This is a genomic window from Streptomyces sp. AP-93 (assembly GCF_022808175.1).
GTDB lineage: Bacteria > Actinomycetota > Actinomycetes > Streptomycetales > Streptomycetaceae > Streptomyces.
Genome location: NZ_JALGBX010000010.1, coordinates 25,788 through 44,362, shown reverse-complemented (window position 1 = coordinate 44,362; position 18,575 = coordinate 25,788). Strand labels below are relative to the sequence as shown.

Below are 18,575 nucleotides of genomic sequence, written 5' to 3'. Positions count from 1 at the left end.
CCGGACCCGGATCCGGACCCTGATCCGGGTCCGGGTCCAGGCCGGGTCCTGCGGTGCTGCTTACCGTTCGGGCTCCCGGTTCGGCGGCGACGAGGGCTTCGACGAGCTCGACTTCGACGGCGACGGGGTGCTGCTCGGCGACTTGCTCGACGACGGGGTGCCGCTCGGCGACTTGCTCGACGACGGGGTGCCGCTCGGCGACTTGCTCGACGACGGAGTGCCGCTCGGCGACTTGCTCGACGACGGAGTGCCGCTCGGCGAGCTCGACGGGGAGCTGCTGGTGCTCGGCGACTGGACCTTGCCCATGTCCGCCTCCTCCAGGTCGAAGGAGCCCGTGTTGCCGCCCTGGAGCGCGGCGAGGGTGTACTCCTTCCAGATCGCGGCCGGGAAGCTGGAGCCGCCCGCGCGTCCGCCGCCGGCGGTACCGGTCAGGCTGGTCTGCTTGTGGGTGACGGGATCGTCTCCGAACATCGCGACGACGGTGACGAGTTCGGGCGTGAACCCGGTGAACCAGGCGGCCACGTTCCTCTCGGTGGTGCCGGTCTTGCCCGCGGCCTCGTAGGCCGAGCTCCTCACGGCCTTGCCGGAGCCGTCCTCGACGACGCCGGTGAGGACCTTGGTGACGGTGTCGGCGGTCTTGCGGCTGATGGCCTGGTCGCCGACCGCGCGGACCGCCTTGTACTCGCGGCCCGCGTGCTTGGCGGACTTGACGATGCTCGGCGTGACCTTCTTGCCGTGGTTGTCGAAGGTGGCGTAGACGCCGGCCATCTCCACGGTGTCGGCGCTCATGGTGCCGAGCGACATGGCCGGCCTGTCCTCGGGCCAGCCGTCGCGGTCCTTCATGCCGAGTTGCAGGGCGGTCGTCTTCGCGTTCTTCGGCCCGACGTCCACGATCATCTGGGCGTACACGGAGTTCACCGAGGAGTTGGTGGCGGACTGCACCGTCATCATCGGGTCGCCGTAGTCGCGGTCGTCCTGGTTCTGCGGGTTGAACGGGGTGTCGCTGCCGACCACCGGGCGCTTGCTGGTGCCGTCGTAGAGGGTGTTGGGCGTGATCGGCCTCTCGTCCTGCGTGACCGACTTGCGCTCCAGGGCGGCGGCGAGCACGACCGGCTTGAAGGTCGAGCCCGGCTGGAAGTCCTTGCGCAGGGCGTTGCTGGCCCACTGCTCGCCCTGCCCGGTGCCGCCGTACATCGCGACGATCGCGCCGGTCTTCGGGTCCACGGAGGTGGCACCCGCCTGCACGGCGGCGTCGACGGTGCGGCCCTTGCGGTCGAGCTTGGATTCCAGCTCGTCCTGGACCGCCTTCTCCAGCGCCGCCTGCTTCTTCGGGTCGATGGAGAGGGTGATCTCCCAGCCGCCGGCCTTGAGCTGGCCGTCGGTCATGCCGGTCTGCCGCTTGACCTCCTCGTCGGCGGCCTGGATCAGGTAGCCCTTCTGGCCCTCCGAGCCGGCGGCCACCTTGGGCTTGATCGGCTCCTGGAACTTCATCCCCTGGCGCTTGGCCGGGTCCAGTTTGCCCATCTCGACCATGTTGTCGAGGACGCCGTTGAAGCGGATCATGACCAGCTTCTTGCCGTTCGGGCCGGCGGTCGCCCAGTCGTACTGGCTGGGGGCCTGGAGGACGGCGGCGAGGTACGCGCCCTGCTCCAGGGTCAGCTTGTCGGCGTCGACCCCGTAGTAGGCCTGGGCCGCGGCCTGGATGCCGTAGGCGTTGCGGCCGTAGAAGTTGGTGTTCAGGTAGCCGGCGAGGATCTCGGGCTTCGACAGCTCCTGGTCGACCTTGAGGGAGATGATCAGCTCCCTCAGCTTGCGGGTCGCCGTCTGGTCCTGCGTCAGGTAGAAGTTCTTGACGTACTGCTGGGTGATCGTCGAACCGCCGGCCTTGCCCCTGCCGGTGACGGTGTTGAACACGCCGCGGCCGATGCCCTTGAGGTCGACGCCCTGGTCGGTGTAGAAGGACTTGTTCTCGATCGCGATGAAGGCCGTCTGCACGTCCCCCGGGACCTTGTCGATCGAGACGATCTGACGGTTCATCGCGCCGACGCGGGCCATGACCGTGCCGTCGGAGAGCTTGTAGACGTTGTTCTGCGCCCGCGCATCAGCGTTCGGGTCCGGCAGTTCCACGTAGAAGTAGAGGCCGATCAGGGCCGCCATGCCGAGCAGCACCGCCCCGAAGAAGGTGCCGAGCACCTTCTTCCAGGTGAAGAAGCGGCGTATGCCGGTCGGCTTCCCGCCCCTGCCCTTGCCGCGCCCGCGCCCGCGCGGCGCTCGTCGTGCACCGCGCTGCTGCTGCGCCCTTCGCGCTTCTGCTCGGCCCATCGCTCCCGCTCCGCTCGATAACCCCCCGACGTCAGCTCAGAAAGCTAACACCGCAGGCTGTGACAAAAACCGGCCAACCAATGGAGATATCAGGCAATTCGGACGTGACAATGAGCACCCACCCCACCGGAACCGACGCAGCCGGAGCCCTGGAGGTTGCCGGACCGCACACCGCTCCCGTTGCCCGACTCCCGCCCGCTCCAAAAAAGTGATATCACTTTGCTAAGGGGCTCGTGCGGCCGCAACTGAACGAAGCGGGGCAGATGATGACGAACACCACGGGCGGTACCGAGACCGGCGTACGGGAGTTCCCCGCGCGGAGCGTGGGCGGCGGGCTCGCGCTGCTGCTCGGCCTGGCGGGAGTGGCGGCCGGGGCGGGCCTGATCGCGCTCGGCTCGGTCTCCGGGACCGACGGCGCCAAGGTGGGCCTGATCGCGGCGGGCATCGTCCTGGCCCTCATCTCCCTCATCGCCATGGGCGGGCTGAACACGGTCGCGCCGGGCGAGGCCCGCGTGGTCCAGCTGTTCGGCCGCTACCGCGGCACCGTCCGCACCGACGGACTGCGCTGGGTCAACCCGCTGACCTCCCGCCGGCCCCTGTCCACCCGGGTCCGCAACCACGAGACGGCCGTCATGAAGGTCAACGACGCCTACGGCAACCCGATCGAGCTGGCGGCCGTGGTGGTCTGGCGGGTCGAGGACACCGCCCGGGCCGTCTTCGAGGTCGACGACTTCACCGAGTTCGTCGAGACCCAGACCGAAGCGGCCGTCCGGCACATCGCGATCGAGTACCCCTACGACGCCCACGAGGACGGCGGCCTGTCGCTGCGCGGCAACGCCGAGGAGATCACCGAGAAGCTCGCCGCCGAACTGTCCGCCCGCGTCGAGGCGGCCGGCGTCCACATCATCGAGTCCCGCTTCACCCACCTCGCGTACGCCCCGGAGATCGCCTCCGCGATGCTCCAGCGGCAGCAGGCGGGGGCGATCGTCGCGGCGCGCAAGCAGATCGTCGAGGGCGCGGTCGGTATGGTCGAGCTCGCCCTGACCCGCCTCGCGGAGCAGGACATCGTGGACCTCGACCCGGAACGGAAGGCGGCGATGGTGTCCAACCTGATGGTGGTCCTGTGCGGCGACCGCGCGGCCCAGCCGGTCATCAACACGGGCACCCTCTACCAGTGATCCCCGACGACGGCACGGACTCCCCCGCCGACCGGGCCCCCACCGGCCCGGCCGGGTCCGGGGCAGCCGAGTCCAGTGCAGCCGGATCCGGTACGGCCGAGGGGCCCGCGGCGGCCCCCAAGGCCGCCGGACGGCAGGCCCGCAAGCAGGTGCTGCTGCGGCTCGACCCGCAGGTGCACGACGCGCTCGCGCGGTGGGCGGGCGAGGAACTGCGCAGCGCCAACGCGCAGATCGAGTTCCTGCTCCGCCGCGCCTTGGCCGAAGCCGGCCGCCTCCCCGGCGGAGCGGGCCCGATCCCGCCGCGGGGCCGCCCCCGCACCTCACCGGATTCCTGAGGCCCCCCGGTCGCTCCGCGGACGCCCCGGGCCCTGCGGCTCAACGGATGTGGGTGGCGGCCGCGGTCATGAAGGCGTTGAGGGCGTCCTGCAGGTCTTGCTCGCGGTGGGCCAGTTGGGTTCTGGTGGATGCCGCGCGCAGTGGAGCGACGGCATCGAAGGCCAGGGCGGCGAGAGCGACGAGCGCGGGGTCTTCGGCGAGGAGGCGGACTTGGAACTGGGCGTTCTCCGCGGCGGCGCCGAGCCGGTCGCACTCCGCGAACGCCTGCCGCACCTCGGGGCCGTCCGGTGCTTCCTCCAGACGGAACCAGAGGGCGACGGTGGCCTGCTTGAGCGCCGTGACGGCTCCCGCGTAGGCGCTGTACGTCGCCAGACGTTCCTGTCGTAGCTGCCGGGAGCGGGCGAAGGCCTCCGCTTGCGCACTCGCGCGGCGCTGGACGGCCAAGGTGATGACCGAACCCAGCAGGGTTCCCGAGACGGCTATCAAGCTGGCCAGCACAGCCTCCATGCCCGCATCCCACCACACGGACCCGCACCCGCACAGCCCGAGGACGAAGTCGGCTGTTCGCTGCCGGCTGTTGGCTGTTGGCTGTCGGCTGTCGGCTGTCGGCTGCCTGCTGTCGACCGGGCCATCTCTGCACCGTGTGTATACATCGAGCGTATACACCGCGTGTATAGTCCTCGGCATGTCCATCAGTCACGCACTCCTCGGCCTCCTGGAGGCCGGTCCCCGGCACGGCTACGACCTCAAGCGGACCTTCGACGAGAGATTCGGCCACGACAAGCCCCTGGCCTACGGGCAGGTCTACTCGACCATGTCCCGGCTGCTGAAGAACGGTCTGGTCGAGGTCGACGGGGTGGAGAGCGGCGGCGGCCCCGAGCGCAAGCGGTACGCGATCACCGACGCCGGGATCACCGACGTCGAGGGCTGGCTCGCCCAGCCCGAGAAGCCCGAGCCGTACCTCCAGTCGACCCTCTACACCAAGGTCGTCCTCGCCCTCCTCACCGGCCGCAGCGCCCAGGAGCTGCTGGACACCCAGCGCGCCGAACACCTGCGCCTGATGCGCATCCTCACCCAGCGCAAGCGCAAGGGGGACCTCGCCGACCAGCTGGTCTGCGATCACGCCCTGTTCCACCTCGAAGCGGACCTGCGGTGGCTCGAACTCACCGCCGCCCGCCTCGACCAGCTCGCCCAGGAGATACAGCGATGACCCCGGCCGGCACTCTGCTCAGCGCCACGGACCTCCGTAAGACCTACGGCACCACCCACGCCCTCGACGGCGCCGAGTTCTCCATCCACGCGGGCGAGGTCGTCGCGATCATGGGGCCCTCCGGGTCCGGCAAATCGACCCTGCTGCACTGCCTCGCCGGGATCGTCACCCCCGACTCCGGCACCATCACCTACGCCGGACGCGAGCTCTCCGCCATGAACGACGCCGAGCGCAGCGCCCTGCGCCGCGGCGAGTTCGGCTTCGTCTTCCAGTTCGGCCAGCTCGTCCCCGAGCTCACCTGCGTCGAGAACGTCGCCCTGCCGCTCCGCCTCACCGGCGTGAAGCGGAGGCAGGCCGAACGGACCGCCCTGGAATGGATGGAGCGGCTCCAGGTCGACGACCTCGGCCGCAAGCGCCCCGGCGAGGTCTCCGGCGGCCAGGGCCAGCGCGTCGCCGTCGCACGCTCCCTCGTCACCGGCCCCCGGCTGATCTTCGCCGACGAGCCCACCGGCGCCCTCGACTCCCTCAACGGCGAGCTCGTCATGCAACTGCTCACCGAGGCCGCCCGGTCCACGAACGCCGCCGTCGTCCTCGTCACGCACGAGACCCGCGTGGCCGCGTACTCCGACCGCGAGATCGTCGTACGCGACGGCAAGTCCCGCGACATGGAGCGCGCGGTATGAGTCACGGGAACCACAGCGGGCACGGCGGGCACGGCAGCCCCGGCGGGCACAGCGGGCACGGCGGGCACGGCGGGCACGGCGGGCACGGCGGGCAGGGTGCACTCGCCGTCTGGCTCCGCGACCTCGGCCTCGGCGCCCGCTTCGCCTTCGGCGGCGGCCGCCAGGGCTGGACCCGCACCCTCCTCACCGGGGTGGGCGTCGGCCTCGGCGTCGCCCTGCTGCTCGTCACCAGCGCGATCCCCAGCGCCCTGGCCGCCCGCGACGCGCGCGGCGCCGCCCGCCAGACGTTCACCTCGCCCACCGCCGAGCAGCCCGGCCCCGACACGCTGCTGATCACCGATGTGAACCAGACGTACCGCTCCTACGGGGTCGACGGACGGCTCGTACAGCCCGAGGGGCCGGACGCCCCGCTGCCCCCGGGCGTGAAGAAGTTCCCCGGCCCCGGCGAACTGGTCGTCTCCCCCGCCCTCGACAGGCTGATGAAGACCGGCGAGGGCAAGCTGCTGCGCGACCGCCTCGACGGGAAGATCGTCGCGACCATCGGCGAAGCGGGCCTGGTGGGCCCCGGCGACCTCTACTTCTACGCGGGCAGCGACCGGCTCGCCCAGCTCCAGAAGGAAGCGCCCAACTACATCCAGCGGGTCACCGCCTTCGAGAGCACCTTGGAGGCGGAGGGTCTGGACCCCGTCCTCACGCTCCTCGTGGTGCTCACCTTCGTCGCCCTGCTGATGCCGGTCGCCGTGTTCATCGGCGCCGCCGTCCGCTTCGGCGGCGACCGCCGCGACCGACGGCTCGCCGCCCTGCGCCTGGTCGGCGCCGACGCCCGGATGGTCCGCCGGATCGCCGCCGGCGAGGCCTCCGCCGGATCGCTGATCGGCCTGGCCCTGGGCACCGGCTTCTTCCTGGCCGCCCGGCAACTGGCCCCGGCCATGGACCTCTACCAGCGCAGCGTCTTCCCCTCCGACCTCAACCCGGCGCCCTGGCTGGCCGCGCTCATCGCCGTGGCCGTACCGGCCGCCGCCGTCGCCGTGACCCTGTTCGCCCTGCGCGGCGTGGTCATCGAGCCGCTCGGCGTGGTCCGTACGACGACTCCGGGCAAGCGCCGGATCTGGTGGCGGCTGCTGCTCCCGCTGGCCGGACTCGGCCTGCTGGCCCCCCTGATCGGCAAGGGCAACGACAGCGGGCAGTTCAACCAGTGGCAGGTCTCGGGCGGCGTGGTCCTGCTCCTCGTCGGCATCACCGTCCTGCTCCCCTGGGTGCTGGAACGGGTCGTCGGCCGGATCGGCGGCGCGGGCCCGGTCTCCTTGCAGCTGGCCGCCCGCCGGCTCCAGCTCACCAGCGGCAGCTCCGCCCGGCTGGTCAACGGCATCGCCGTCGCGGTCGCCGGAGCCATCGCCCTGCAGATGCTCTTCGCCTCCACTGCGGACTCGTACACCCGCGAGACCGGCCACGACCCCACCCGGGCCTCTATCTCCGTCATGCAGCGCGCCCGCGGCGGGGGCGAGGCCGTCGCCCAGGCCCTGGCCGGGACCAAGGGCATCACCCAGGTCGTCGCCGAGTCCTCGACCAATGCCGGGCGCAGCACGGACATGAGCTACACGGATACCGCGATCTCGGTGACGACCGGCACCTGCGCCGCCCTCAAGGAGTACGCCGTGCTGCCCTCCTGCAAGGACGGTGACGCCTTCGTCATCACCGGCGGCGGCACGCCCGGCGGCATGACCGGCGATACCGCCAAGCCGGGCGAGAAGCTGTTCGCCGGGAACATCTTCAAGGAGGACGAGGGCGACGGCGCCAAGCCGGTCGCCTGGACGGTGCCCGCCGACGCCCGCACCGTGCAGGCCCGCAAGGGCCCCATGGGCGAAACGCTGACCGGACTGCTGGTCACCCCGGCCGCCGCGCCGAAGGGCATGGGCGGCTACCAGTCCTCCCGGGTGTACGTGAAGCTGGACCCGAAGGTGCCCGACGCGATGGAGCTGGCCCGCAACGCCGTCTTCAAGGCCGACCCGCTGTCCGTCCCCATGACGATCCAGGCCACCGAGGTCAACGACCGCTACGCCTCCATCCGGACCGGCCTCTTCGTGGGGTCCGCGCTCGTGCTGATGCTGATCGGCGCCAGCCTGCTGGTCTCCCAGCTGGAGCAGCTGCGCGAACGCAGGCAACTGCTGTCGGCGCTGGTCGCCTTCGGCACCAAACGCTCCACGCTCAGCCTCTCCGTGCTGTGGCAGACCGCCCTCCCGATCGGCCTGGGCCTGGCCCTGGCGACGGTGGTCGGGCTCGCGCTCGGCACGGTGCTGATGCAGATGGCGGGCGCCACGATCCGGATCAACTGGACCGCGGTCCTGTCGATGATCGGCATCGGCGGAGGTGTGGCCGTCCTGGTGACCCTGCTCAGCCTGCCGCCGCTGCTGCGCCTGATGCGCCCGGAGGGGCTGCGGACGGAGTAGTTCCAGGGGATCCGCGAAGCCGTGCGCCCGCTCTCAGTCCGTCAGCCAGACGGGGAGCGGGCGTACGGCTTCGCGCAGCGCGTCGGCGACGGCCCGGAACTCCGCCTCGCGGGCCGTTCCGGTCCGCATGGCCAGCGCGATCCGCCGCGAGGGCGCCGGTTCGGCGAAGTACCCGGTGGCCAGGTGCTCGTTGCGGGCGGTTTCCAGGCGCAGCGCGGTGCGCGGCAGCAGCGTGACGCCCAGCCCCCCGGCGACCAGCTGCACGAGGGTGGACAGCCCGGCGGCGGTCGTGGTGACGTCCGCCCCGGCGGCGCGTCCCGCGTCGTGGCAGATGTCGAGGGCCTGGTCGCGCAGGCAGTGCCCCTCGTCGAGCAGCAGCAGCCGCAGCCCGCGCAGTTCCTCGCGCGGGATGTCCTTGCGGCCGGCGAGCGGGTGATCGCGCGGCGCGAGCAGGACGAAGTCCTCGTCGAAGAGGGGCAGTTCGGTGACGCCGGGCACCCCGAGCGGTACGGCGAGCAGCAGCAGGTCGAGCCGCCCGCCGGCCAGCCCCTCCAGCAGCGAGGCCGTCTGCTCCTCGTGCACCTGGAGGTCGAGCCGCGGGTAGCGCCGGTGGAAGAGTCCGAGCACGGTCGGCAGCAGGTACGGGGCCACGGTGGGAATCACCCCGAACCGCAGCGCCCCGGTGAAGGGGGCCCGTACCGCCTCCGCCTCCTCCAGCAGCCCGCCCATCGCGTCGAGCACGGCCCGCGCCCGGCCCGCGATCCGCTCCCCGGCGGGCGTGAGCAGCACCTTGCGCGTGGTCCGTTCCAGCAGCCGCACCCCGAGCGCCTCCTCCAGCGCGGACACGGCCCCCGAGAGCGCGGGCTGGCTCATCCCGATCGCGGCGGCCGCGTCCCGGAAGTGCAAGTGCTCGGCCACGGCGGCGAAGGCCCGCAGCTGGGCGAGCGTCGCCTGTTTCGTTCCTCTATTGCCCACAGCCACTGATAGGCACCTCCGATCATTCGGCACCAGGCTAGCTATTTCTGCAATCAATGCAGCTGTGTCAGCATGTGAGATACGTCCAACCCCCCGGAAAGCCCCCAAAAGGGTCCCTTTCCTCTGCGCAAGGAGAGCACGTGCTCACTGTCGGCGACCAGTTCCCCACCTACGACCTGACCGCTTGCGTCTCGCTGGAGGCCGGAGCCGAGTTCGCGCAGATCGACCACAAGACCTACGAGGGCAAGTGGAAGATCATGTTCTCCTGGCCGCTCGACTTCACCTTCGTGTGCCCGACCGAGATCGCCGCCTTCGGCAAGCTGAACGACGAGTTCGCCGACCGTGACGCCCAGATCCTCGGCTTCTCGCTCGACTCCGAGTACGTCCACCACGCCTGGCGCAAGGACCACGCAGACCTGCGCGACCTGCCCTTCCCGATGATGTCCGACATCAAGCGCGAGCTCTGCGCCGACCTCGGCATCCTCGGCTCGGACGGCCTCCCGATGCGCGCCGTCTTCATCGTGGACCCGAACAACGAGATCCAGTTCTCCATGGTGACCGCCGGTTCCGTCGGCCGGAACCCCAAGGAGGTCCTGCGGGTCCTCGACGCCCTGCAGACCGACGAGCTGTGCCCCTGCAACTGGAACAAGGGCGAGAGCACCATCGACGCCGGCGCACTGCTGGCCGGTGAGTGAGCGATGTCCCTCGACTCCCTCAAGTCCGCCCTGCCGGACTTCGCCAAGGACCTGAAGCTGAACCTCGGTTCGGTCATCGGCAATCAGGACGCCCTGACGCAGCAGCAGCTGTGGGGCACGGTCCTGTCCTGCGCCATCGCGGCGCGCTCGCCGCGCGTCCTGCGTGAGCTGGAGCCGGAGGCGAAGGCGGCCCTGTCGCCGGAGGCGTACACCGCCGCCAAGTCGGCCGCCGCGGTCATGGCGATGAACAACGTCTTCTACCGCACCCGCCACCTGCTCTCCGACCCGGAGTACGGCAACCTGCGCGCGGGCCTGCGGATGAACGTCATCGGCAACCCCGGTGTGGAGAAGGTCGACTTCGAGCTGTGGTCGCTGGCCGTCTCCGCGGTCAACGGCTGCGGCCAGTGCCTGGACTCGCACGAGCAGGTCCTGCGCAAGGCCGGCGTGGACCGCGAGACGGTCCAGGAGGCCTTCAAGATCGCCTCGGTGATCCAGGCCGTCGCCGTCACCCTCGACGCCGAGGCCGCCCTCGCGGGCGAGTGACACCCCGCCATACGCACCACAGGGCCCCGCGACTCCGGTCGCGGGGCCCTGCGCGTGCGCGCGCATCCGCGGCTACCGCTCCAGCTTCGTCATCAGCGCCCGCATGTCCTCGATCATCGCCGCGTCCATCGCGCTCTCGTCGATGCTGCCGCTCTGGCCGTCCTTCAGGTTGTACCACTGCACGGTGAGGGTGAAGACGGACCCTCCGTCGAGCACCATGAGCCGCGATCCGCCGCCCGCGTAGTACCGGTCGAACATCGCCCGGTCGCCGAGGCCCGTCACCCCGAAGCGCTCGTCGGTGTTCATCCGGGTCGCCGGGTCCGTCCCCGGGCCAGTGGCGAACTCCGTCTCCGGGTCGCCCTTCTTGTGCAGCTCGACCAGCAGCTGGGCCCCGTACATCATGGTCCCCTCCTGGTACTCCGTGGAGACCGTGCAGTACGACCAGTCCTGCGCGAGGGACACTCCCTCAGCGCTCTCGCGTCCCTGGAACTCCCGGCCGGCCACCTGACCGACCGTCCCGAGCTCGAACTCCTTGCACAGGTCCGGGGAGTGCCGGTAGTCGAGGCGCGGTACGTCCGGGAAGCGGTCCTGCACGGCCAGGGTGCCCGCCCACACCGCCGAGGCCGCCACCACCCCGCCCAGCGCCCACAGCCATGGCCTGCGGGCGCCCCGTACGCGCTCGCCCCCGTTCTCGCGCTCGTGCTCGGGCCCGCCCGGAAGGGCCTCCGCGGCCCCCTCCGCGCCGCTCGCCGTCTCCCAGCCCCCGTCGATCTCGGGCTCGCCGATCATCCCGTGTCCCCCATCCCCGCGCCCCCGCGCCTACGGCACCGGCCGCGCCTACCTGCGCAGCGCCTTCATCAGGCCGTGCATGTCGTCGATCATCGCAGCCTGGACCGCATCGGAATCGGGCTTCGGCGGTTCTTCCGGGGGCCCGGAGCTCGCGATCGGATTGCCGTCGCCGTCGACCTCGTCCGGGCCGGACGCCCACACGGTCAGGTCCACGGTGAACACCGCACCCCCGTCGAGGACGGCCAGCCGCCACGACTGCTCGTACTCCATCTCCCACATCAGGGCCCGCTCCCCGAGCCCCGGCACCGAGCGCGGTTCCGCGCCGCTCGAGCCCATCCAGCCCGCGGGCGCGGGATCCGCGCCGAACTCCGGGGCGGGGTCGGTCCGTTTGTGCAGGGTCATCGAGGCCTGGACCTCGTACGCGAGCCGGAGCCCGGGGCCCTCCTCCGGATCCCTCGAGGTGCTCAGCTGGCAGTACGCCTGGTCCACTCCCGGGTGCTCGAACAGTTTCGGGGTGGCTGCCTGCCACTGGATCGCCTCGGCCAGCCGGGCCAGCGCGGGCAGCTTCGCCTCGTCGCACAGGCTCACGGGCAGCGCGTACCGCAGCGGCGGGCGGTCGTCCTGCGGGGTCGCGGCCCACCAGGCGCCGGCCCACGGCACGCAGGCGAGCAGGGCTCCGCCGAGCGCCCACCGCCACGGGCGGCGGCCGGGCCGCCACGAGGACCTCTCGTCGGTCCGGGGCTCCAGCGGCCCCTCCGGCCCCTCCGGGCCCGGCAGGCTGGACGACCCTCCGTCGAACTCAGGCTCCGTTATCACCCGTGCGGGTCTCCTCCGCGTCGGATACCGCCTGGCCCAGGGCCGTCGCACCGTGCGGCCCGGGGCCGACCGGGGAGAGCCCGTGATGGAGCTGTTCGCGGGAGTAGGCCCGCAGGTAGCCGACGACGGTGTTGGTGACGGCGACCAGCGGAACGGCGACCACCGCTCCGCCGATGCCGGCGACCAGGCCGCCGGCCGCCACCGAGAGCACCACCGCGAGCGGGTGGACCCGTACCGCCCGGCCCAGGATGAAGGGCTGGAGCACGTGGCCCTCGATCTGCTGCACGGCCAGGACCACCAGCAGCACCATCGTCGCGGTGAACGGCCCCTGGGTCACCAGGGCCACGACCACGGCGAGGACGCCGGAGATCACCGCGCCGACGAGCGGGATGAAGGCGAACAGGAAGATGAAGACGGCGAGCGGCACGGCCATCGTCACGTCGAGGAAGTAGAGGCCGAGACCGATGAACACGGCGTCGATGAGGGCCACCAGGACCGTGCCGCGCACGTACGCGGTCAGGGTCCGCCAGGCGCGCGGACCGGCGCCGGCGACGCCGGGGCGGGCGGCCGCGGGGAGCAGGCCCGTGGTCCAGGTCCAGATGCGCTTGCCGTCGTAGAGCAGGAAGAGCGTGGAGAACATCGCGAGGAGCATGCCCGTCAGCACTTCGACGAGGACCGTGACGCCTTGCAGGCCGACGGAGGTGATCTGTTCGGTGTTGGTGCCGATGGTCTCGCTGAGGTTCTTCGCGATGTCGTTGATCTGCTTCTCGGTCACGTGGAACGGACTGTCCAGTGCCCAGAGTTTGAGTTCGTTGATGCCTTCGCGCAGCCGGGCGGAGAGCTGGTCGAGGTTGTCCATGACCTGCCAGACCACGAACCAGCCGACCAGCCCGATGACCACGAACCCGAGGATCGCGGTGACGGCCGTGGCCAGGCCGCGGGGCATGCCGAGCCGGCGCAGCCGGACCACGAAGGGCTGGAGCAGCGCGGTGACCAGGAGGGCGGCGGCGAAGGCGAGGACGACCAGGCGGACTTCGCTGATCACCCGCATCAGGACCCAGAGCATCCCGGCGAGCAGCAGCAGCCGCCAGCTCGCCTCGGCGGCGACGCGCATGCCCCACGGGATGACGGACACGGGGTCGGGGCGCACGGGGGTGGCGTAGCCCGCGTGTTCGGCGCCCGGGGACGCGGGGTGCGGTGGGACGAGGGCCGGGGAAACGGGGGCCTGGGAAGCGGGGGCCGGGGCAGCGGGGGCCGGTGAGGCCTGGGCCGGGGAGGGCGCGGCGTCGGAGTTCTCGGCCTCGACCTCGGCGCGCCGCTCCGCGAGCCGGGCCTCCACGTGGCTCAGCCTGTTGCCGAGCCGGCCGAGCCAGCCTGTCTTCGCCATCTCGTTCCCCTCCCCCGCCCCTGGACCGCCTGCCGGGGGCACACCTCGAAAGACCGTACACGCGAGGAGCCCCGCACCGTAGGACGATGCGGGGCTCTTCGAGGTTGAGCACGCGGGCGCGCTCCGGTACCGGCGTGTCCGGGTGTGCCTAGTACCAGTTGTTGGCCTGGTGGAAGCTCCAGGCTCCACACGGGCTGCCGTAGCGGTCGTTCATGTAGTTCAGACCCCACTCGATCTGCGTGGCCGGGTTGGTGCGCCAGTCCGCGCCCGCCGAGGCCATCTTCGAGCCGGGCAGGGCCTGGACGAGGCCGTAGGCGCCCGAGGACTTGTTCACGGCCCGGTAGTTCCAGGTGGATTCCTGGTTGATGATCTTGGAGAAGCATGCGAACTGCCCCGCCGGGACCATCTGCTGGGCGATCGCCTTGACCTGGGCGACCGTGTACGTGGCCTGCGGCGCGAAGGCGGATCCGTCGCGGGGGGCGGTACGGCTGGCAGCCTGCTCCTTCTCCTCGCGCTCCTTCTTCGCCTTGTCGTCCGCGGCCTTCTGCGCCTCGGCCTTCTTCGCCTTGGCGTCCTGGGCGGCCTGGATGCGGGCGGCCTCCTCCGCCGAACGCTTGGCGTCGGTGTCGGCGGCGTGGGCGATGGAGTCGGCCTGCTGCGTCAGGGACGCGTTCTGGACCTGCGCCTGCTCGCCGACCGGGATGTCAGTGAGGAGAGTCATCCCGGACGCGGTCGTCTCGAGATCGTTCGAGGCGGGGTCGCCAGTGGCAACACCCACGACGGCGCCGACGGTGGTGACAGCGGTGGCCGAAGCCACAGCGAATCCCCGAACCGAGATCCGGCTCACACGGTTTCCTTCCAGCAGCGTCCGCAGTGACCGCGCGGGCGCAATAGTGCCCTGACACTGGCCTCCGTGGTGGTGCGGTCACTGGAGGCGCGGGCCCGTGGGCAACTCCCTTGCGGGAGTGCCGCGTGATGCTCCGGGCGGCATACGGCGATCGATTGTGGAGTTAGCGGTACTGCGCGCATCTCACGGGAGATACAGGTGTGCCGTATGCGGGGCCTGACGGAAAACAGACTCTGCCGGACCTCGACGCCGCAGGGCAATTCTCCGTTGCGTGGGAAAGGTCACACCTGGCATGTCGCCATCGGTTTCGATAAACCCCTGTGCGTGAAGGCGCCGCCCGGCTAGGCTCTCTGGCCTTTGCCGGGCGGCGCCAACTCACGCTCCCGCTATGGGTGTTTTACCTGTTTTGCGGCCCGTGCGGGCCGGCCGGCGGCCCTACAGGTTCTCCAGCATCTCGGTGACCAGCGCGGCGATCGGGGAGCGCTCCGAACGGGTCAGCGTGACGTGCGCGAAGAGCGGATGACCCTTCAGCTTCTCGACCACGGCGACGACTCCGTCGTACCGGCCGACCCGCAGGTTGTCCCGCTGGGCCACGTCGTGGGTGAGAACCACCCGCGAATTGGCCCCGATACGGGACAGAACGGTCAGCAGGACGTTGCGCTCCAGCGACTGCGCCTCGTCCACGATCACGAACGCGTCGTGCAGCGAGCGGCCGCGGATGTGCGTGAGCGGCAGGACCTCCAGCATCCCGCGGTTCAGCACCTCCTCGATGACCGCGCGCCCGGCGACCGCCGAGAGGGTGTCGAAGACCGCCTGGGCCCAGGGGCTCATCTTCTCGGAGGCGTCCCCGGGGAGGTAGCCGAGGTCCTGGCCGCCGACCGCGTACAGCGGCCGGAAGACCATCACCTTCTGATGCTGCCTCCGCTCCAGTACGGCTTCCAGCCCCGCGCACAGCGCCAGCGCCGACTTTCCGGTGCCGGCCCGGCCGCCCATCGAGATGATCCCGATGTCGGGGTCGAGCAGGAGGTCGAGCGCGATCCGCTGCTCGGCGCTGCGGCCGTGCAGCCCGAAGGCCTCGCGGTCGCCCCGTACGAGCTTCACGTTGCCGTCGGCCGTGACCCGGCCCAGCGCCTTGCCGCGCTCGGACTGGAGGACCAGCCCGGTGTGCACCGGGAGTTCCGCGGCCTCCGGTACGTAGAGCCGCTCCTCGGAGAAGAGGAGGTCCACCTGCTCCCCGGAGAGCCCCAGCTCGCTCATGCCGGTCCAGCCGGCATCGGTGATCGCGAGCTCCGCGCGGTACTCCTCGGCCATCAGCCCCACGGAGGAGGCCTTGATGCGCAGGGGGAGGTCCTTCGAGACGACCGTGACGTCATAGCCCTCGGCCTGGAGGTTGCGTGCGACCGCGAGGATCCGCGAATCGTTGTCCCCCAGCCTGAAACCGGCGGGCAGGACGCTCTGGTCGGAGTGGTTGAGCTCGACGCGCAGGGTGCCGCCCAGATCGCCCAGCGGGATGGGTGCGTCGAGGCGACCGTGGAGGACCCGGAACTCGTCGAGAAGGCGCAGGGCCTGACGGGCGAAGTAGCCGAGTTCGGGATGGTGCCTCTTTGCCTCCAGCTCGGTGATCACCACGATCGGGAGCACTACCTCGTGCTCCTCGAAGCGGGTGATCGCGTTGGGGTCTGCCAGCAGGACGCTGGTGTCGAGGACGTAGGTCCGCCTGTCGGGCAGGCGGCTCTTTGTGCTGGTCACCACGGAAGGACGTACCCCCTCGGAAGAGGTCGGGCCATGAAGACCGGACCGGTCATCGGCACCCCTGCGCGGGCCGACTTCCGGCCCTCCACTCCGTCCGTGCGAACCGCACGTGCGTCCTGGTGCAAAGGGCCTCCCGGGCGGACGACCCCATGCCGTCCGCTGAGACTCGACACCCGTGGATCGGGCGTCGACCTGCAAGGGATATTCCCCGAATGGGTCCAGCCATGCCATGGCATATGACGGACGCTCGGTGAATCCCTGGTGAAGGCCTCGCGCGCAGGGCCCCGGGAGACGGCACGGACGTACGGGAACACGGGGACGGCGCGCCACGGAGGAGTCCGGGCGCGCCGTGAGGTGCCGAGGGGGTGTCAGAGACCCGCAGGTCAGGTGCCGTACGGGTGCCCTGCCGGGCGGGTCAGCTGCCGTAGCGCCGGTGGCGGGCGGCGTAGTCGCGCAGGGCGCGCAGGAAGTCGACCTTGCGGAAGGCCGGCCAGAAGACTTCGCAGAAGTAGTACTCGGAGTGCGCGCTCTGCCACAGCATGAATCCGGACAGCCGCTGCTCTCCGCTGGTGCGGATCACCAGGTCCGGGTCGGGCTGGCCGCGCGTGTAGAGGTGCTCCGCGATGTGCTCGATGTCGAGGATCTCGGCGAGCTCCTCGAAGGAGGTGCCCTTCGAGGCGTGCTCCAGCAGGAGCGAGCGGACCGCGTCGGCGATCTCCTGGCGGCCGCCGTAGCCGACCGCGACGTTGACGAGTATCCCGTCGACGTTGCGGGTGGCCTCCATGGCCTCCTTCAGGACGCTCTGGGTCCCGGAGGGCAGGATGTCGAGGTTGCCGACGTGGTGGACGCGCCAGCGGCCGTCGGCGGCGAGGCCCCGGACGGTGTTCTCGATGATGTTGAGCAGCGGGCGGAGCTCGACCTCGGGGCGGTCCAGGTTGTCCGTGGAGAGCATCCACAGGGTGACGACCTCGACGTCGGTCTCGGTGCACCAGCCCAGCATCTCGGAGATCTTGTCGGCGCCGGCCTGGTGGCCCTGCACCGTCGTGCCCCCGGACGCCTTCGCCCAGCGCCGGTTCCCGTCCAGGATCACACCGATGTGCTTGGGCGTCTCGTCATGGTCGATGCGGCCTTCCACCCGGCGTGCGTAGAGCCTGTACACAGGACGGCGTACCAGGTCGCGCAGCTTCACGATCTTCCAGCCCCTCCGAGCGATACCCCCGTGCGGAATGCGGTGGTCCCCCCAAGTCCGCCACAGACCGCCACATTACTGCGGAGAGGGATCCGGCACCCAACTCGGTCCTGTCACAAGTCCGTGATAGGGAGGACAACGTGACTGAAACCAATCCCTATCGGGCAGAGCCCTCGCGCTACGACTCCATGGAGTACCGGCGCACCGGCCACAGCGGCCTCAAGCTCCCCGCGATCTCCCTCGGCCTGTGGCACAACTTCGGCGACGACACGTCCCTGGTGTCCCAGCGGGCGATCCTGCGCCGGGCCTTCGACCTCGGCGTCACCCACTTCGACCTGGCGAACAACTACGGCCCGCCCCCCGGCTCGGCCGAGCTGAACTTCGGGAAGATCTTCGCGCAGGACTTCGCGTCCCACCGCGAGGAGCTGGTCCTGTCCACCAAGGCCGGCTACCTCATGCACGAGGGGCCGTACGGCGAGTGGGGCAGCCGCAAGTACCTGCTCGGCTCGCTGGACGCGTCGCTGAAGCGGATGGGCGTCGACTACGTCGACATCTTCTACTCGCACCGCTTCGACCCGGACACCCCGCTGGAGGAGACCATGGGCGCGCTGGCGTCCGCGGTCCAGCAGGGCAAGGCGCTCTACGTCGGCGTGTCCTCGTACACCGCGGAGCAGACGGCCGAGGCGGCCCGGCTGCTGCGGGAGATGGGCGTGCGCCCCCTGATCCACCAGCCCTCGTACTCCATGATCAACCGCTGGACGGAGGACGACGGACTGCTGGACACCCTGGAGGAGGCCGGCATGGGCTGCATCTCCTTCGTGCCGCTCGCGCAGGGGCTGCTGACCGGGAAGTACCTCAAGGGGATCCCGGAGGGCTCGCGGGCCACGCAGGGCAAGTCCCTCAACCCCGACCTGCTGTCGGACGAGGTCGTGCGCCGGCTGAACGGACTGAACGAGATCGCGGCGCGGCGCGGGCAGACGCTGGCCCAGCTCGCGCTGAACTGGGTGCTGCGGGACGAGCGGATGACGTCGGCGCTGATCGGCGCGTCGAGCGTGAAGCAGCTCGAAGAAAATGTGGCTTCACTGTCCGGCGCACCGCTGTCGGAGCAGGAACTGAAGGAGATCGACTCCTTCGCGGTGTCCACCCCCGGCGCCAACATCTGGGCCCAGCGGGGCTGACCTGCGTCTTTGCCGGCCGCTGCGCGGAGACAAAAAACGGGCCGGTCCGTGGGGGGGATACGGACCGGCCCGAGGGGGGGGTTCCACCATAACCCTTCGTAAAGCCCGCTGCGTGCACCACCGCGACACGATTACGCTCCGGAGCCGTCCGGGAGCGCTCCGCAGAGCCGAAACGGCCCCACAGCCCTTGCGGGGCCCGGCCTGAGCCCGTACGGACCAACCTGCCGC

General features: G+C 70.7%; 17 protein-coding genes. 8 read left to right on the top strand and 9 right to left on the bottom strand.

Annotation, left to right across the window (positions count from 1 at the left end; all coding sequences use genetic code 11):
• Window positions 1–60: 60 nt before the first annotated feature.
• The gene (locus MTF69_RS18065) at window positions 61–2,322 is read right to left on the bottom strand and encodes a transglycosylase domain-containing protein (RefSeq protein ID WP_243335751.1); all 2,262 of its coding nucleotides are present in this window, start codon (window positions 2,320–2,322) and stop codon (window positions 61–63) included.
• 263 nt (window positions 2,323–2,585) lie between these two features.
• Here MTF69_RS18065 and MTF69_RS18060 point away from each other — a divergent pair, with 263 nt between their 5' ends.
• Both MTF69_RS18060 and MTF69_RS18055 read left to right on the top strand, forming a co-directional pair.
• Window positions 2,586–3,500, top strand: a complete 915-nt coding sequence (locus tag MTF69_RS18060; RefSeq protein WP_243335750.1) for an SPFH domain-containing protein — start codon at window positions 2,586–2,588, stop codon at window positions 3,498–3,500.
• Window positions 3,501–3,649: 149 nt separating this feature from the next.
• Window positions 3,650–3,835 (top strand): hypothetical protein, encoded by a 186-nt coding sequence (locus MTF69_RS18055; RefSeq protein ID WP_243336133.1) that lies wholly within the window; start codon window positions 3,650–3,652, stop codon window positions 3,833–3,835.
• A 40-nt stretch (window positions 3,836–3,875) separates the two neighbouring features.
• Here the strand turns inward: MTF69_RS18055 and MTF69_RS18050 are convergent, their stop codons facing one another.
• Window positions 3,876–4,343, bottom strand: a complete 468-nt coding sequence (locus tag MTF69_RS18050; protein ID WP_243335748.1) for a hypothetical protein — start codon at window positions 4,341–4,343, stop codon at window positions 3,876–3,878.
• Window positions 4,344–4,521: 178 nt separating this feature from the next.
• Here MTF69_RS18050 and MTF69_RS18045 point away from each other — a divergent pair, with 178 nt between their 5' ends.
• Genes MTF69_RS18045 through MTF69_RS18035 form a run of 3 tightly spaced genes read left to right on the top strand, consistent with a single transcriptional unit; the run spans window position 4,522 to window position 8,176 of the window.
• The gene (locus MTF69_RS18045) at window positions 4,522–5,046 is read left to right on the top strand and encodes a PadR family transcriptional regulator (RefSeq protein ID WP_243335746.1); all 525 of its coding nucleotides are present in this window, start codon (window positions 4,522–4,524) and stop codon (window positions 5,044–5,046) included.
• Window positions 5,043–5,729, top strand: coding sequence for an ABC transporter ATP-binding protein (locus tag MTF69_RS18040; RefSeq protein WP_243335744.1), 687 nt, complete (start codon window positions 5,043–5,045; stop codon window positions 5,727–5,729). The genes MTF69_RS18045 and MTF69_RS18040 overlap by 4 nt, the downstream gene beginning before the upstream one ends.
• A complete protein-coding gene (locus tag MTF69_RS18035) occupies window positions 5,726–8,176 on the top strand; it encodes an ABC transporter permease (RefSeq protein WP_243335742.1) in 2,451 nt (816 codons plus the stop codon). The genes MTF69_RS18040 and MTF69_RS18035 overlap by 4 nt, the downstream gene beginning before the upstream one ends.
• A 33-nt stretch (window positions 8,177–8,209) precedes the next feature.
• On the opposite strand, the gene MTF69_RS18030 is transcribed toward MTF69_RS18035, so the two are convergent.
• Window positions 8,210–9,157: a hydrogen peroxide-inducible genes activator gene (locus tag MTF69_RS18030; RefSeq protein ID WP_243335740.1), complete on the bottom strand. Its 948-nt coding sequence runs from the start codon at window positions 9,155–9,157 to the stop codon at window positions 8,210–8,212.
• Between the two features lie 134 nt (window positions 9,158–9,291).
• On the opposite strand from MTF69_RS18030, the gene MTF69_RS18025 reads away from it, so the two are divergent.
• Together MTF69_RS18025 and MTF69_RS18020 are read left to right on the top strand one after the other, a co-directional pair.
• On the top strand, window positions 9,292–9,846 hold the full coding sequence (locus MTF69_RS18025; RefSeq protein ID WP_243335739.1) for a peroxiredoxin: 555 nt from the start codon (window positions 9,292–9,294) through the stop codon (window positions 9,844–9,846).
• Window positions 9,847–9,849: 3 nt separating this feature from the next.
• Window positions 9,850–10,389, top strand: a complete 540-nt coding sequence (locus MTF69_RS18020) for an alkyl hydroperoxide reductase (RefSeq protein WP_243335737.1) — start codon at window positions 9,850–9,852, stop codon at window positions 10,387–10,389.
• Window positions 10,390–10,461: 72 nt separating this feature from the next.
• On the opposite strand, the gene MTF69_RS18015 is transcribed toward MTF69_RS18020, so the two are convergent.
• The 6 genes from MTF69_RS18015 to MTF69_RS17990 all read right to left on the bottom strand — a co-directional run bounded on the left by MTF69_RS18015 (window position 10,462) and on the right by MTF69_RS17990 (window position 17,169).
• Window positions 10,462–11,178 carry a hypothetical protein gene (locus MTF69_RS18015; RefSeq protein ID WP_243335735.1) on the bottom strand — a complete coding sequence of 239 codons (717 nt, stop codon included), beginning with the start codon at window positions 11,176–11,178 and terminating at the stop codon, window positions 10,462–10,464.
• Window positions 11,179–11,226: 48 nt separating this feature from the next.
• Entirely contained in the window at window positions 11,227–11,994 is a 768-nt protein-coding gene (locus tag MTF69_RS18010; protein WP_243335733.1) for a hypothetical protein, read from the bottom strand.
• Window positions 11,978–13,381 carry an AI-2E family transporter gene (locus MTF69_RS18005; protein ID WP_243335730.1) on the bottom strand — a complete coding sequence of 468 codons (1,404 nt, stop codon included), beginning with the start codon at window positions 13,379–13,381 and terminating at the stop codon, window positions 11,978–11,980. The genes MTF69_RS18010 and MTF69_RS18005 overlap by 17 nt, the downstream gene beginning before the upstream one ends.
• 148 nt (window positions 13,382–13,529) lie before the next feature.
• On the bottom strand, window positions 13,530–14,102 hold the full coding sequence (locus tag MTF69_RS18000) for a transglycosylase SLT domain-containing protein (RefSeq protein WP_243335727.1): 573 nt from the start codon (window positions 14,100–14,102) through the stop codon (window positions 13,530–13,532).
• A gap of 561 nt (window positions 14,103–14,663) precedes the next feature.
• Window positions 14,664–15,980 carry a PhoH family protein gene (locus tag MTF69_RS17995; protein ID WP_243335726.1) on the bottom strand — a complete coding sequence of 439 codons (1,317 nt, stop codon included), beginning with the start codon at window positions 15,978–15,980 and terminating at the stop codon, window positions 14,664–14,666.
• Window positions 15,981–16,395: 415 nt separating this feature from the next.
• A complete protein-coding gene (locus MTF69_RS17990; protein ID WP_243335723.1) occupies window positions 16,396–17,169 on the bottom strand; it encodes an isoprenyl transferase in 774 nt (257 codons plus the stop codon).
• A gap of 140 nt (window positions 17,170–17,309) precedes the next feature.
• Here MTF69_RS17990 and mgrA point away from each other — a divergent pair, with 140 nt between their 5' ends.
• A complete protein-coding gene (gene mgrA / locus MTF69_RS17985) occupies window positions 17,310–18,347 on the top strand; it encodes an L-glyceraldehyde 3-phosphate reductase (protein ID WP_308401416.1) in 1,038 nt (345 codons plus the stop codon).
• Window positions 18,348–18,575 lie beyond the last annotated feature (228 nt).